12 protein-coding genes are annotated in these 13,732 nt (G+C 64.3%); 5 read left to right on the top strand and 7 right to left on the bottom strand.

Annotated elements, in window-relative coordinates; translation table 11 throughout:
• The first annotated feature begins 19 nt into the window (after positions 1-19).
• Positions 20-619, top strand: coding sequence for a 3-keto-disaccharide hydrolase (locus tag AS156_RS08600; RefSeq protein ID WP_066502632.1), 600 nt, complete (start codon positions 20-22; stop codon positions 617-619).
• 73 nt (positions 620-692) lie between these two features.
• Here AS156_RS08600 and AS156_RS08595 read toward each other — a convergent pair whose 3' ends face one another.
• The 3 genes from AS156_RS08595 to AS156_RS08585 form a co-directional block, all read right to left on the bottom strand.
• Positions 693-2,195, bottom strand: coding sequence for a hypothetical protein (locus AS156_RS08595; protein ID WP_245312620.1), 1,503 nt, complete (start codon positions 2,193-2,195; stop codon positions 693-695).
• 93 nt (positions 2,196-2,288) lie between these two features.
• Entirely contained in the window at positions 2,289-3,395 is a 1,107-nt protein-coding gene (locus AS156_RS08590; protein WP_066502620.1) for a glycoside hydrolase family 5 protein, read from the bottom strand.
• Between the two features lie 6 nt (positions 3,396-3,401).
• Positions 3,402-5,426, bottom strand: a complete 2,025-nt coding sequence (locus tag AS156_RS08585) for a GumC family protein (RefSeq protein WP_066502617.1) — start codon at positions 5,424-5,426, stop codon at positions 3,402-3,404.
• A 282-nt stretch (positions 5,427-5,708) separates the two neighbouring features.
• On the opposite strand from AS156_RS08585, the gene AS156_RS08580 reads away from it, so the two are divergent.
• Complete coding sequence (locus tag AS156_RS08580; RefSeq protein WP_066502614.1) at positions 5,709-6,656, top strand: cupin domain-containing protein; 948 nt, start codon at positions 5,709-5,711, stop codon at positions 6,654-6,656.
• Between the two features lie 12 nt (positions 6,657-6,668).
• Positions 6,669-7,676 (top strand): cupin domain-containing protein, encoded by a 1,008-nt coding sequence (locus AS156_RS08575; RefSeq protein WP_245312618.1) that lies wholly within the window; start codon positions 6,669-6,671, stop codon positions 7,674-7,676.
• A 226-nt stretch (positions 7,677-7,902) separates the two neighbouring features.
• Here the strand turns inward: AS156_RS08575 and AS156_RS08565 are convergent, their stop codons facing one another.
• Positions 7,903-8,850 (bottom strand): DUF5996 family protein, encoded by a 948-nt coding sequence (locus AS156_RS08565; protein ID WP_066502606.1) that lies wholly within the window; start codon positions 8,848-8,850, stop codon positions 7,903-7,905.
• Between the two features lie 125 nt (positions 8,851-8,975).
• Between AS156_RS08565 and AS156_RS08560 the strand changes: the two genes are divergently transcribed.
• Complete coding sequence (locus AS156_RS08560) at positions 8,976-10,157, top strand: amino acid aminotransferase (protein WP_066502603.1); 1,182 nt, start codon at positions 8,976-8,978, stop codon at positions 10,155-10,157.
• A gap of 143 nt (positions 10,158-10,300) precedes the next feature.
• Here the strand turns inward: AS156_RS08560 and wrbA are convergent, their stop codons facing one another.
• The 3 genes from wrbA to AS156_RS08545 form a co-directional block, all read right to left on the bottom strand.
• Entirely contained in the window at positions 10,301-10,900 is a 600-nt protein-coding gene (gene wrbA / locus AS156_RS08555) for an NAD(P)H:quinone oxidoreductase (protein ID WP_066502600.1), read from the bottom strand.
• A 159-nt stretch (positions 10,901-11,059) separates the two neighbouring features.
• On the bottom strand, positions 11,060-11,758 hold the full coding sequence (locus AS156_RS08550) for a pirin family protein (RefSeq protein WP_066502597.1): 699 nt from the start codon (positions 11,756-11,758) through the stop codon (positions 11,060-11,062).
• 69 nt (positions 11,759-11,827) lie between these two features.
• The gene (locus tag AS156_RS08545; RefSeq protein WP_066502595.1) at positions 11,828-12,580 is read right to left on the bottom strand and encodes an SDR family oxidoreductase; all 753 of its coding nucleotides are present in this window, start codon (positions 12,578-12,580) and stop codon (positions 11,828-11,830) included.
• A 117-nt stretch (positions 12,581-12,697) separates the two neighbouring features.
• Between AS156_RS08545 and AS156_RS08540 the strand changes: the two genes are divergently transcribed.
• A complete protein-coding gene (locus tag AS156_RS08540) occupies positions 12,698-13,606 on the top strand; it encodes a LysR family transcriptional regulator (protein ID WP_066502593.1) in 909 nt (302 codons plus the stop codon).
• The last annotated feature ends 126 nt before the right edge of the window (positions 13,607-13,732 follow it).

The following is a 13,732-nucleotide window of genomic DNA, read 5'->3' as shown; positions in this document are numbered from 1 at the left end:
AAGCGGGAGGACGCACCTCATGAAGTATTTGCCTGCACTTGCGGCCGGTCTCTTGGTCGCTGCTGCCGCAACACAATTTTCCACGACCGCATTGGGCGAAGGCGACGGCTGGGTGACGCTGCTCGACAGTTCCAAGAAAGGCGACTGGGACGAGGTCGGCAAGGCCAACTGGGCGATGAAGGATGGCGCGCTGGTGGCCGACAAGCTCGACGGCAAGGATCTCGCCTATCTCGTCACCAAGACACCCTACAAGGATTTCCAGATCAGGGCGGAGTTCTGGGTCGATGAGGCGGCCAACAGCGGCATCTTCATCCGCTGCGAGACCAACAAGACGATCGACGGCAAGGGCTGCTACGAGGTCAACATCTTCGACAAGCGGCCGGATCCGACCTACGGCACCGGTGCCATCGTCGATGTGGCCAAGGTCGATCCGATGCCGAAGGCGGCGGGCAAATGGAACGTCTATGAGATCACGGCGCAGGGGCCACACTTCGTGGTGACGCTCAACGGCCAGAAGACCGTCGATGCGCAGGACTCCAAGCACGCAAGCGGCTATGTCGCGCTCCAGTACGGCTCGGGCGTGGTCAAGTTCCGCAAGGTGCAGATCAAGGCGCTCTGAAGCTTCGGCTTGCGGAAAGAAGGGAGCCCGGCCGCACATCGCGACCGGGCCGGCCTGTTGACGCAAACCTCCGCTATCGATCGTAGGTCTTCGGGCCGTCGCCTTGTGTGCGCAAGTGATGGCCGATCACGAGCCCGGTCAGGCACAGCATCAGTCCGAGCGCCGGCGGCGCGAACAGGGCTTCCTCCTGAAAGATGCCGTTGACCACGATGACCAACGTGCCGAAGGCGGCGAGCCCTTGGGTGAGGATTCCGGAGGTGGCGTAGAGGCGCCAAGCCCGCAGCGCCATGGCCAGGAAGAAGCCGAGCGGCACCAGCGACGCGATGCCCATCTGATAGAGCAACACGCCGACGGCGCTCTCGACCGCGCCCTCGATGCTGCCGGCCTGCTGCGCAGCGCTCCAGTCGATCGAGAAATAGCCTTCCGACAGATTGCCGCCGACGCCCAGCCCGCGGCCGATCGGGTTCTGCAAGAAGCCGTTCCAGCCGCCCATGAAGCCGATGACGTGAAAGTCGCCGATCTGCAGTCCGACGCGGATGGCCACGATGGCGTACAGCATGAGTGCAACCACCGCGCCGGCGAGGGTGATGACCGGACCGAGCAGCCAGGTCGACGTCCAGGCGAGTGCTACGAAGGCGACCAGGATGAGCGCGCCCTTGACGCTGCAGAAGATCAAGAGCGGTATCGCGGCCAGGGCCAGCCAGCGATATCCGACCGCGAACAGAAACAGGATGGAGAAGCCTACGCCATAGGCGAAGCTGATCGGACTCATGTTCGGCCCGAAGATTCGCAGCAGCTTCGACAGCCCGAGGTCCTCGAACAGCGGGCTGTTGAGGAAGCTGAAGCGGAAGCGGTCGATCAGATCGACCGGGACATTGCCGGTTGCGCGCATCTCGGCTTCCCAGGCGCCGGAGCGGGACGCCTTGAGCTCGTCGAAGTGCCAGAACGTGTAGCCGTTGGTGATGTGGAGCCAGAAGTCGCGGAACAGCAATTCCGTGTATCCGCAGACGATCAACAGCATCGCAACGATCACCAGGAAGGGCGTGATGCGGATTTCGAACGTTGCAGCCGTCAGCAGCGAGAGCTGAAACAGGAATATCGGCAACGCAATGTTGCGCAGATAGACGAGGGCCGCGCGCGAGTCCTGTGTGGCGCCAAGCAGGAAATACGCCGTCACGGTCGCGAGCGTGATCAACCCCCATTTCATGATCCGGTCGATATCGGGAGAACGGTTGCGTTCGCGCAGCGCATAGAGTGCGAGCGTGACCAGCCACATGACCGCGCAGACGAGGAAGTTGTAGCCCTTGATGAATTCCATCTCCGATTCGGTCGATATGTAAGACGACAGAATCGAGACGAAGAGGTTCTGGAAGAGAATGATGAAGATGGCGATCGAGGGCGCATAGGCGGGCGCCGCGAGAACGATCGCGCAGCCGACCAGGCTTTCGACGACGATTGCGAGCCCGGGATTGGCCGCCTGCAGCAACGGCACGAACGCGATCGACGCCACCGCGATGCCGAATGCCGGGATCACGTCGCCGGCCATCAGCGGCCGCTGGGCTATGGCTGCTCGCACGAGCTTTGACCTAAAATGACCGGAGGCGTGGCGCGCCACACCCGCGCGTTCGATCTAGCCGCCCAATGTGTAAGAATTGGTTAACCATGTCGCCTAGCGTGTTCCCAGCAACGTCCTGAGTACATCGGGGTCGGCCTTGCCCGAGATCGCGTCGGCGAGGCCAAAGCCCTGCATCATCTCCCAATGGGTCCAGCCCCAGCAATGCTGCCGGGCATAGGCCGTGACGCCGGCGAGCCAGCGCAGCCTGCTGTCGCGCGGGGCCCCGGCCTTGAGCACACCGAATTCATTGATGATGATCGGACGCGAAAATTGCTGCTGCCAGGCGGCGGCGGGCTCAAGCCACTTGTCGATGCCGCGGTCCGGAATGGCCTTGTCCAGCATCGCCAGGGCCTTGCGATCGTTCAGATCAGCCAGGTGCTCCTGCAATCGCTGAACCCGCGGATCGTCGGCGCGCATCGGATAGGGCAAGCCGGTGATATCGTGGAGCGGCTCGGCCGGATCCCAATGTGCCTGATGGGTGAAGACCATCGGATCATAGAAGTGAATGGCATAGACGACGTTCGGATCGCCGAGTGGCTTGAAGTCAGGCAACGCATCCGCGCGCTGCCAGTTGGTCGGACCCGTGATCAGCGTGGTTTGCGGCAGCAGGCGTCGAACGAATGCGGCCAGCTGTTCGACTTCGCTCTGCCACTGCGCCGCGCCGACCTCCGGCTCGTTCAGCAGTTCGGCAAACACCCGATCGGCCGGATAGTGCTGAATGACCTGCGCGAGCCCGGTCCACGCTTCCTTCATTTCCGCCATCGCGGCGGGCGGATCGTCCTTATGCAGCGCGTTGAAGCGCTCGCCGGAATGCAGATCGACCGATACGGCATAGCCGAGTGCGAGCAGGGTCTTGAGTGCGGCATCGACCGTATGCAGGCGCCGGTCGCGATCCGGCCTGGTCGCGAAACGCGCCATGACATCATCTGCGGGCACCGGCAGCCGGATGTGGGTCATGCCCGCCTTGCGCAGTTCGAGCAGGAGGCTGCGGGGCGGTGCAGATCGCGGATCGGCAATCCAGCCATCGGCATTGACGCCGCGTGACAGGGCCTTGATGCGGTCGGTGGGTACGCCGTCGATCAGGGTGGGACAGGCCCGTGCAGCGGCGGACAGCAGAAGAGCTGCAGTGGCGGCGACGGCAAGGATCGATGGCCGGGCCACCGGAGATCAACTCGCGACGGCTGTTGCTGGAACGGGACGCGCAGCGGCCTGGTTGATCACGATGCCGATCGTAACCGAGGTTCGCTCGGAGAGCGCCGCGATGGTGCCACGGAGCGCGGTATCGCTGGCGCCCTCGGGCTCGACCAGGACGATCAGATCGGCATGGAGAGTTAGCGAGGCGACTTCAGGCTGTTCCGCAAGTGACGGCGCATCGACCACGATCAGGGCGAACTCGGTACGGATATCCTCGTCCTCGGGCATCGTATCGCGGCCGGCACCAAGCAGCAGCCCGACCGCGTGCAGCGCTGCACGCGAGGCACGGGGGCCGCTCGGAGCGGTGCTCTGGATCGTCACGTCGGCGCTGCGCGCCAGACCCGAGTCATTCTGGACCTGGATCAGGGCGCTCATCATTCCCTTGTCGACGGCGCACAAGTTGAGCGAACGTGCAATCGCGTCAGCACCGGCGCCCGGTTGGCGCGATGTCACGAGGACGATCTTGCCGCGCTGCCCGGGCACCGCGGCGATTCGCTCGAGCAGCTGCTGCATGTGGGGTCGGATATCGGCGTCAGTGGGCCCGCCGATCGGCGTCTGCCAGACGGTCATGCGGCCGTCTCGCGGCGTCGCGGCCGGGATGCGAGCCCAGACCGGAAGGTCCCGCAGCGTCGCACGCGGCGGCGTGACGGGCTTCGCGGGCGGCGGCTCCGGCGTCTTCTCCGGCGGCACTGTCTTGCGCGCCTCCAGCGTCGCAACCGCGGCCGTCGACGTCAGCGTCGAGGCGACGGCGATCGCGACGAGCAGGAGGGTGAGCGGTGGGCGAGTCGGGCGGGTCGGCGCGCTTGCGGCGGAAACAATCTTGGTCTGCGAACTCTGCAGCAGCCGCTGTTCGTCCGTTGCCTTGTATCGCGCCAGGAACTGCTCGTAGATGTTCTTGTTGGCATCGGCGCTCCGCTGCAGTTCCTGCAGCTTGACCTGGGATTGCGCGTCGGTCAGGGCCTTCGCTTCCGCTGCCTTGAGTTGGTCCTCAAGCGTTTTCTGCTGGTCCTGCAGCGTCTCATATTCCGATTTCGCGGTCGCGATGTTGCGTTGACGTTCGACCTCGATTTGCTTGTTCAACTCGGCGAGCTGACCGAGCGCAATGACAAGCTCCGGATGCCGGTCACCCAGCACCGCGCGCCGCTGCGCGATCTGGTCGTTGAGCGCGGCGCGCTGCGCGCGGAGCGCGGTGAGCAGGTCCTGCTTCACCGGGGCTTCGACATTGGTCTTCAGATCGCGCTGCGTCTGCTCGTAGCGGGTCTTGGCCTCCTCGGTCTTCAGGCGCGCGGCTGCCACCTGCCGGTTCAGCTCGACGATCCGCAGCTGCTGGGTCGTGCCCTCCCGGCCGGCATCCACGATCGCGTGGTCGTGCTTGAACTGCGCCACCGCATCCTCGGACGCCCGCAGGTTGTTGCTCAGGGACTTGAGGCGGTCGCCGAGCCAGTCGGCGGCGTCGTCGGTCGCGATGGTGCGATCCTTGGCCTGACTTGCGACGAAAGCCTGGGCGATCGCGTTGGCATAGCGCGCGGACTTCTCCGGCGAGTTGGAGACGAACGTCATGGCGATGACGTAGGTCAGGCCGCGGCGGGAGATGTCGAGGCGCTTGCGAAACCGGTCCAGGATGCGGGCCGGATCGGTTTCCGAGCCCGCGATATCCGGATCGTTCCGGATGTTGAGCTGCTCGACCACCGACCGCAGGAAGCCGTCCGACTTGGCGATCTCGATCAGGCTTTGCAACGCGGCGGCATCCTGGCCGATGCCCGGCAAGACATCCTGATCGTTGGTGACGCGCTGCTCGCGCGGATCGACGACGACCAGCGCGGTCGCGGCGTAATGCAACGGCAGCATCATCAGGAGGCCGACGCCTGCCGCGAACAAGGCAAGCGACAGCAGCGCGACGCGCAGGCCGTTGTTGCGAAAGAACGCGACAGCGCCGGGAATCGTGAGCGCGGCTTTGCGGAATTCAGGGCGCGCGCCGCCGCGATCCGTGACCGGCATGCGGTCAGGCGCTTCCCATGAGGGTGCGTTCGCCACGTGATCCGTCGCCGACCGGGTTACCTGGTTACTATCCGTCATACGCTTTGAACTTGACCCGACCGGCAAGCACATGTCGGCCCGCCGCAACGTAAATGTTCATAGTTAATCCGGGGTTACGCCGCCGCGATACAATCTGGCGTAGGAGCGGTACCTTTCTTGCCACTCATTGTTGAGCGCCGCCCGGTCGTCCCGGAACGGGACATCGGATGAAGCGAAAAGACGCAAGTCCGCAGGAGCGCGACGATGACGACAGGCAGTATCTTTACGGAGTGGGACGACAGCCACTGCAAGCTTTGGAGCCACCGGCCGATCCGGCTGGAGCACAGCATGCACAGGCTGCCGGCATTCGAGGTCGACGACCTCGCCCGGTTGATCGAAACCTATCCGCGCGAGCATTACAGCCTGGTCAAGACCGGCGCCAATGGGGCGCGCCGCGTCTCCCGCGAGGGCGAGATCGGCAGGCTCAGCGGCGCCCAGGTGATCGAGGCGATCGCGCGCGGCGGCCTGTGGCTGAACATGCGCAATGTGACCGCGATCGATCACCGCTACCGCGAGATGGTCGATCGGATGTTCGCCGAGATCGCGGCACGGATTCCAAAGTTCGAGGTGCCGACGTACCTTGCCGACATTCTCATCTCATCGCCGGACGTGCAGGCCCGTTACCGCGCCGATCTGCCGGGGCAGGGCCTGATCCAGATCGCCGGCCGCAAGCGTGTCTATGTCTATCCGAACACGGCGCCGTTCCTGCGGCCCGAGCATCTGGAAAACATCGCGCTGTTCGATGTCGAGATCGATATCCCTTATGAGGCCTGGTACGACTGGCACGCGCAGGTGATCGATCTCGAGCCCGGCCAGATGCTGAACTGGCCGCTGAATGCGCCGCACCGCGTCGAGAATCTCGACAGCGTCAACGTCGCGATGACGGTGTCCTATGCGAACGACGACATCCGCCGCTCCCAGGTCCTGCACCTCGCCAACGGCATGTTGCGTCATCGCTTCGGCTACAAGCCGCGAAGCCGCAGCACCCGTGGTCCGATCTTCTTCGCCAAGCAGGCGATGCAGAAGCTGTTGCGCGACGGCAAGTCGGTGAAACACGAGCGCGTGGTGCGCAGCCCGATCGACTTCCGTCTCGACGAGTCCGATCTCGGCAGCATCGTCGATCTGTGCAAGGCGGCGTTCGAGCCGGCATAGGAATGAAGTGAAATGGCGCAACGTGAACAGGGCGCGACAATGACGACCGACAGGCTTTTCACGAGCTGGGATGAGACCCATTCCGAGCTCTGGGGCCATCAGACGATCCGGCTGGAGCACAGCTTGCATCGGCAGCCGGCGTTCTCGCTGGATGATCTCGCCAGGCTGATCGAAACCTATCCGCGCGAGCATTACAGCCTGGTCAGGACCGGCGCCCAGGGATCGAGCCGCATCTGGCGCGACGGCGACATCGGCAAGCTCAGCGGCCGCGAGGTGATCGAGGCGATCTCGCGCGGAGGTCTGTGGCTGAACCTGCGCGAGGTCTCCTCGATCGATCGCCGTTACCACGACATGATCGATCAAATGTTCGCCGAGGTGGCGGCCAAGGTCCCCGGCTTCGAGGCGCCGACCCACCAGGCCGGCATCCTGATCTCGTCGCCGGACGCGCAGGTCTACTACCATGTCGATCTGCCGGGGCAGGGGCTGATCCAGATCGCGGGACGCAAGCGTGTATACGTCTATCCAAATACGCCGCCCTTCATCCGCCCGGAGCATCTCGAGGACTGTGCGCTGTTCCAGTCCGAGGTCGATATCCCCTACGCCGACTGGTACGACGAGCATGCCAAGGTGATCGATCTCGAGCCTGGCCAGATGCTGAGCTGGCCGCTCAACGCGCCGCATCGCGTCGAGAATCTCTGCACCCTGAATGTCTCGATGACGGTGTCCTACGTGAATGATGCCGTCAGGCGCGCCCAGGCTCTCCATCTCGCCAATGGGATGTTGCGCCATCGCTTCGGTTACACGCCGAAGAGCGACAGGCTGCGTGGGCCCGCGTTCTTCGCAAAGCGCGTCACGCAGAGGCTGCTGCGTGACAGCAAATGGGTGAAACGCGAGCGCGCTGCGCGTTGTCCGATCGAATTCCGTCTCGACGAGGCCGATACCGGTACGGTCGCCGATCTGCTCAAGGCGACGTCAAAGGCGGCTTCGGAGGTCGCGTCGGACAGCAGGTTCTGGAAATGACAATGTTGACAACGACGGTTGGAAAGCTTGGCGTGCGGACATTCGCTCGCGCAATCGGCTTCCGCGTCGAGTTGATGTCGGATTGGACGCGGGCTTTGACCCGCTGGGGCCGTTCGATCCGCCGACCGCGTTCCAGCATCCGCGATGGTATGCGTCGTGGTATCGCGCTTTCGCTGCGGCTTCCGACGTCGAGGATTGAGCTGCGCGACGTCGCATCACGCCGGCGCTAGATCGGCCTGACCGTGCCGGGCCGGCCCGGTGTGCATTCGAGCGCATCGCGGTCCCAATTGGCGTTGACTGCCGCGGCCTCATAGCTCGATTGCAGGAAATCGAGCAGCGCCCGGTCGGGATCGGCGGCCGTGCGCACGGCGTCATAGGGCAGGATGAACTCGCCGAGCGCCTCGCTGAGGAACGCCGCGTCGGGGCGGACCTGCGCGCTGCGATAGCCCGCAGGCTCGGGATAGGCGTAGGAATAGAACGCAGGATAGTCGATCGCACCACCGCCCGGCCAGAAGCCGGCGCTGCTCACCTCGTGTGAATAGGCTTCCTGCGCGACGTCGTCGGGCAAATGCGGCACGCCGCCTGGATGCTGCGGCGCTGTCCTGCCGGAGAAGCGCGTGACCGCAAGGTCGAAGCTGCCCCAGAAGAAATGCACCGGGCTCGCCTTGCCGACAAAGCTGGTGCGGAACTGCTTGAACACCCGGTCGCAGTTGACGAGGATCTGGTGAAAGCGGCGTACGGCATCCGCATCGTAGGAAGCGTGCTGCGTGTCCTCCGAGAAGCGGATCGGGTCGGGCACTTCATTCGGCATCTCGTCGATGGCGACGTCGATGCCGAGCTCCTTCAGCCCCGCCATGATCCCGGCGTAGAAGCTCGCGACCGACTGCCCGGACAGCGCGAATTGCCGCTCGGTGCCGTCGCTGGTCGACATCAGGAGAACGTGATCAATGAAGTCGAAGTCGATCTGGAAGGTGCGGTCGCCGTCCGGGATCGGCGAGGTCGTCAGTCCGCGCGTGGTGACATAGAGCGTGACGTGCCAGGAATGATTGAGCCAAGGCGATTTCGCCAGCCGGATCTTGCCGGCGATCTGGGTCCAGAGCTGAAGCGTGGCGGCGGTGTCGCGCCATGCAGCGGTCGGCAGTTCCGGCCAGCGGGTCTTGGGAGCGTGGTTCATGCCAAACCTCTTGGGCGCTGGACAGGAGATTCAGCCTAGCATTGCCGTGCGGAGGCTGAAAGCGCTGGTGTTGGCTGCGCCATTTGCCTATGACTGCAGTATCCCGGAAATCTGGATTTGAAGAGATGTTCGAACAGCTCGACCTTGCTCCGCCCGACAAGATCCTCGCCCTCATCGACCTCTACCGCGCGGATACGCGTGCCAACAAAGTTGATCTCGGCGTCGGCGTCTACAAGGACCGCGACGGCAAGACGCCGGTGATGCGCGCCGTGCGGAAGGCGGAAGAGCGTCTGCTGCGCGAGCAGGACACCAAGACGTATCTGGGTCTTGCCGGCGACGTGGGTTTCAACGCCGCAATGCTCAGGCTGGTATTCGGTAACAGTGTCGAGACGTCGCGTGTGCGCGTCGCGCAGGCGCCGGGTGGGTCCGGTGCCTTGCGGCTGATCGCCGAGCTGCTCCGCCGGACCAGGCCGGATGCTACCATCTGGGTCTCTCGTCCGACATGGCCCAATCACGTGCCGACCATGCGCGGTGCCGGGATGCAAACTGCCGAGTATGCGTATTTCGACGCGGCCAGCGGAACGGTGAATTTTGAGGGTATGCTCGCCGATCTGGCGAAGGCCGAGTCGGGCGACATCGTTCTGCTGCACGGATGCTGTCACAATCCGACCGGCGCGAACCTGACGATTGCGCAGTGGCAACGGGTCGCGGCACTGCTGGTTGAAAGAGGTTTGCTGCCTTTCATCGATATCGCCTATCAGGGATTCGGTGACGGGCTCGACGCCGACGCGGAAGGCCTGCGCATCGTTGCAGCCAACGCGCCGGAAATGGTCGTGGCGTCGAGCTGCTCGAAGAATTTCGCGGTCTATCGCGACCGGGTCGGTACCGCGATGGTGGTGGCCAGGAATGCGACGCAGGCCGACATCGCCATGAGCCATATGCTCGCCGCCGCTCGCGCGCTTTATTCGATGCCGCCGGACCATGGCGCGGCAGCCGTCCGCATCGTGCTCGACGACCCGGCCTTGCGTTCCGAGTGGGAAGCCGAGCTCGAGGACATGCGTCAGCGCATGCTTCGGTTGCGAGTCGCCTTTGCCGACGCGTTGCGCCGCCAATCCAATTCCGATCGCTTCGATTTCATCGCCGAGCATCGCGGCATGTTCTCGCGTCTCGGCCTCACCGAGGCGCAGATCAGCCGTCTTCGCGACGAGCACGCCGTCTATATGGTCGGCGACAGCCGCATCAATGTGGCCGGCCTGCCGGAAGACCGGCTCGACGATCTGGCGAAGGCCATCGTGTCGGTGCTTTGAGTAGATCTCAGACGAAGGGTCTGCATGGTTCGCGGAGCGACCGGCTCTGTCGCTCGTGTGTCCTCTCGTGACAGGAGCGCGATCAGTGATCGCGCTCCGGCAATTGCCCCTATGTTGGACAAGCCATCTAGCTGGCTCGGGGTTTAGCCATGCAGCTTCCTGGCCGTCTCTGCGATTACGCGTCCCTGATAGCGCGCGCCGGCGAGCTCGTTCTCGCTGGGCTGGCGGCTGCCGTCGCCGCCGGTAATCGTGGTGGCGCCGTAGGGTGCGCCGCCGGTGACTTCATCGAGCTTCATCTGGCCGGCGAAGCCGTAGTTGAGGCCGACGACGGTCATGCCGAAATGCAGCAAGTTGGTGATGATCGAGAACAGTGTGGTCTCCTGGCCGCCATGCTGGGTCGCGGTCGAGGTGAATGCGCCGCCGACCTTGCCGTGCAGCGCGCCCTTGGCCCACAGGCCGCCGGCCTGGTCGAGGAAGTTGGCCATCTGCGAGGACAAGCGGCCGAAGCGGGTGCCGGTGCCGACGACGATGGCGTCGTAGTTGGTGAGGTCGTCGATCTTCGCGACCGGCGCGGCCTGGTCGAGCTTGTAGTGCGACGCCTTGGCGACCTCGGCCGGCACCAGCTCGGGCACGCGCTTGATGTCGACGGTGGCGCCGGCTTCGCGGGCGCCCTGTGCGACGGCATTCGCCATCGCTTCGATGTGACCGTAAGCGGAATAATAGAGCACGAGAACCTTGGCCATGATGGCCTCCTTTGGGGTGGTGGAAGTTGACTTGGGGGTGTGAGAGTTGGTTTTGAACCGTCATTGCCGGGCTTGCCCCGGCAATCCATCGGGCATGAGAAGTTTCTTGGTTCGATGGATGCCCGGGTCGAGCCCGTGCATGACGAGGGGTGGGCTTGGTCAGGCCGCGTCGACGAGCACCAGCTCGGAGTCTTCGAGCGCGATGATCTTCAGCTTGGCCTCGTCGCGGATTGCGGCACCGTCGCGCGCATTGATGCGCACGCCGTTGACATCGATGCTGCCGGCCGCCGGCACCAGATAGAGGTGACGGGCCTTGTCGGCGGCGTATTCCGCGCTTTCACCGGCCTTCAGCGTGGTGGCGAGCACCCGCGCGTTGGCACGGATCGGCAGCGCATCATTGTCGCCCTCGATGCCCGAGGCGATGGTGATGAGCTTGCCGGAGCGATCGGCCTTCGGGAACGGCTTCGAGCCCCAGGTCGGGTGGCCGCCACGCGTGGTCGGCTCGATCCAGATCTGGAAGATCTTGGTCTTGGTCGGCTCGAGATTGTACTCGGAGTGGCGGATGCCGCTGCCTGCGCTCATCACCTGGACGTCGCCCGCTTCGGTGCGTCCCTTGTTGCCAAGCGAGTCCTGGTGCGTGATCGCGCCTTCGCGGACATAGGTGATGATCTCCATGTTGGCATGGGGATGGGCAGGAAAGCCGGTGTTCGGTGCGATCTCGTCGTCGTTCCACACCCGCAGCGCGCCGTGGCTGACATTGTTGGGATCGTAGTAGCTCGCGAAGGAGAAGTGGTGCTTCGCCTTCAGCCAGCCGTGGTCGGCACCGCCGAGCTTTGCGAATGGTCTCAGTTCGATCATTGTCATACTCCGTTCAATTCGAAAAAATGGGGCCGGGCGTCCGGCGTCCGGCCTCTATCGGGATCGCGATCAGGCGCCGAAGCCGCCATCGACGTTAAGCACCGTGCCGGTCACGAAGGAGGCCTCCGGGCTCGCCAGGAAGGCGACGCCGGCGGCAACCTCCTCCGGCCTGCCAAAGCGCTGCAACGCATGCTGGAGCCGCTGGGTTTCCGCGAACGCGCCGCCATCCTTCGGATTCATGTCGGTATCGATCGAGCCCGGCTGCACCACGTTGACGGTGATGCCGCGCGGGCCGAGATCGCGCGCCGCGCCCTTTGTGTAGCCGACCACCGCGGCCTTGCTGGCGACGTAATCGGCGAGGCCCGGAAACGAGGCGCGGTCGGCAAGCATCGAGCCTACCGTGACGATGCGCCCGCCTTCGCCCATCAGCTTCGCGGCGGCGCGGATCGCGGTGATGACGCCGTCGATATTGATCGCTTCCTGGCGGGCGAGCGAGGTGGTGTCGGTCTTTGGATCATCGACCGCGCCGCCAGTCGCGACGCCTGCGTTGTTGACGAGGATGTCGAGCCGGCCGAAATCCTTGGCGACGGTCTTGACGAGCTGATCGACCTCGGCCGAAGACGCCTGGTCGGCCTTGTAGGCGCGGGCATTGACGCCCTTGGCCTTCAACTCGTCGACGACGGCTTCCGCCTTGTCGGGGGACGCGACGTAGCTGATCGCTACGTTGGCGCCATCAGCGGCGAGAGCGCGGGCGCTGGCGGCTCCAATGCCGCGCGAACCGCCGGTGACGAGGGCAACCTTTCCGGAGAGCTTCTTGGTCATTGGATTTCTCCATCGGTGAAATTCTGATGCCTCTTGGATATGCCTGCGGCTGTGGTATAGAAATAGAAACTATTGAAACTTATTGTTTCATAATCTGAGCAAGCGGGATGATGGCCGATGGCGAAACTGCCGGACTTCGAGGCGCTCGCGATTTTCGCAAAAGTCGTGGAATTACGGTCGTTTGCGGCTGCCGCGGTCGAGCTTTCGCTGTCCAAGGCGACGGTCTCAAAGGCGGTCAGCCGTCTCGAGGAGCGGCTCGGTGCCCGTCTGTTCAACCGCACCTCGCGACGGCTGGCGCTGACCGATGCCGGCCAGAAATTGTCGGAGCGCGCGGCACGGCTGCTCGCCGATGGCGAGGCTGCCGAGAACGAGGCGTTGGCGCAATCGACTACGCCGCGCGGGCTGGTGCGGCTCGCGGTGCCCATGACCTTCGGCGTCAAGACGGTGGGGCCGCTGCTGCCTGAATTCCTGGAGACCTATCCGGAGGTCTCGATCGACCTCCACTTGAGCGATGCGACGGTCGATTTGATCGGCGAGGGCTTCGACGCGGGTCTGCGTATCGCGCGGTTGCCGGACTCATCGCTGATCGCGCGCCGGCTCTGCGGGATGCCGCGCTACACGGTGGCGGCGCCGTCCTATCTGAAGCGCTACGGCCGGCCGACACATCCGATGCACCTCGCCGAGCACAAATGCTTCGGCTACGCCTATCTCCCGACGCAAGGGGTCTGGCACTACACCAATGCAGCAGGCGAACAGGCGAGTGTTCGTCCCGCCGGCCAGCTCCGCGTCAACAATGGTGAGGCCGTGATGCCGGCGCTGATCGCCGGCCTCGGCATCGCCGATCTTCCCGACTTTATCGTCGGCGACGCGATCGCGAGCGGCGAGGTGGAGGTGATCCTGAAAGGCTGGAAGCAGCCCGAGGGCGCCGTGCATCTCGTGACCCCGCCCGGCGGCCCGCGCCCCGCCCGCGTCGAGGTGCTCGCGGATTTCCTCGCCAGGCATTTTGCGAAAGCAAAGAAGCGTTAGGAGAAGCGTACGTTCGCGAGGTTCGCGCTGGGAACTCAGCCGATCGGCTTCACATTTAGTTGTCCGTTCGAAACGATCCTTGGCCGCATTCATTTGCCAGTTTCGAAGCAACCGTCGCGCGGAACC

Origin of the sequence: Bradyrhizobium macuxiense (genome assembly GCF_001542415.1) — a bacterium.
GTDB classification, from domain to species: domain Bacteria; phylum Pseudomonadota; class Alphaproteobacteria; order Rhizobiales; family Xanthobacteraceae; genus Bradyrhizobium; species Bradyrhizobium macuxiense.
The sequence above is the reverse complement of the archived record's forward strand: the minus strand, read 5'-3'. Positions and strand labels throughout refer to the sequence as shown.

Bases quoted from the DNA above. Each gene is read 5' to 3' on its own strand.
- AS156_RS08540 (WP_066502593.1), top strand. From the start codon at position 12,698: ATGGCGAAACTGCCGGACTTCGAGGCGCTCGCGATTTTCGCAAAAGTC.
- AS156_RS08560 (WP_066502603.1), top strand. From the start codon at position 8,976: ATGTTCGAACAGCTCGACCTTGCTCCGCCCGACAAGATCCTCGCCCTC.
- AS156_RS08550 (WP_066502597.1), bottom strand. From the start codon at position 11,758: ATGATCGAACTGAGACCATTCGCAAAGCTCGGCGGTGCCGACCACGGC.
- AS156_RS08545 (WP_066502595.1), bottom strand. From the start codon at position 12,580: ATGACCAAGAAGCTCTCCGGAAAGGTTGCCCTCGTCACCGGCGGTTCG.
- wrbA (WP_066502600.1), bottom strand. From the start codon at position 10,900: ATGGCCAAGGTTCTCGTGCTCTATTATTCCGCTTACGGTCACATCGAA.
- AS156_RS08565 (WP_066502606.1), bottom strand. From the start codon at position 8,850: ATGAACCACGCTCCCAAGACCCGCTGGCCGGAACTGCCGACCGCTGCA.
- AS156_RS08580 (WP_066502614.1), top strand. From the start codon at position 5,709: ATGACGACAGGCAGTATCTTTACGGAGTGGGACGACAGCCACTGCAAG.
- AS156_RS08575 (WP_245312618.1), top strand. From the start codon at position 6,669: ATGGCGCAACGTGAACAGGGCGCGACAATGACGACCGACAGGCTTTTC.
- AS156_RS08585 (WP_066502617.1), bottom strand. From the start codon at position 5,426: ATGCCGGTCACGGATCGCGGCGGCGCGCGCCCTGAATTCCGCAAAGCC.
- AS156_RS08600 (WP_066502632.1), top strand. From the start codon at position 20: ATGAAGTATTTGCCTGCACTTGCGGCCGGTCTCTTGGTCGCTGCTGCC.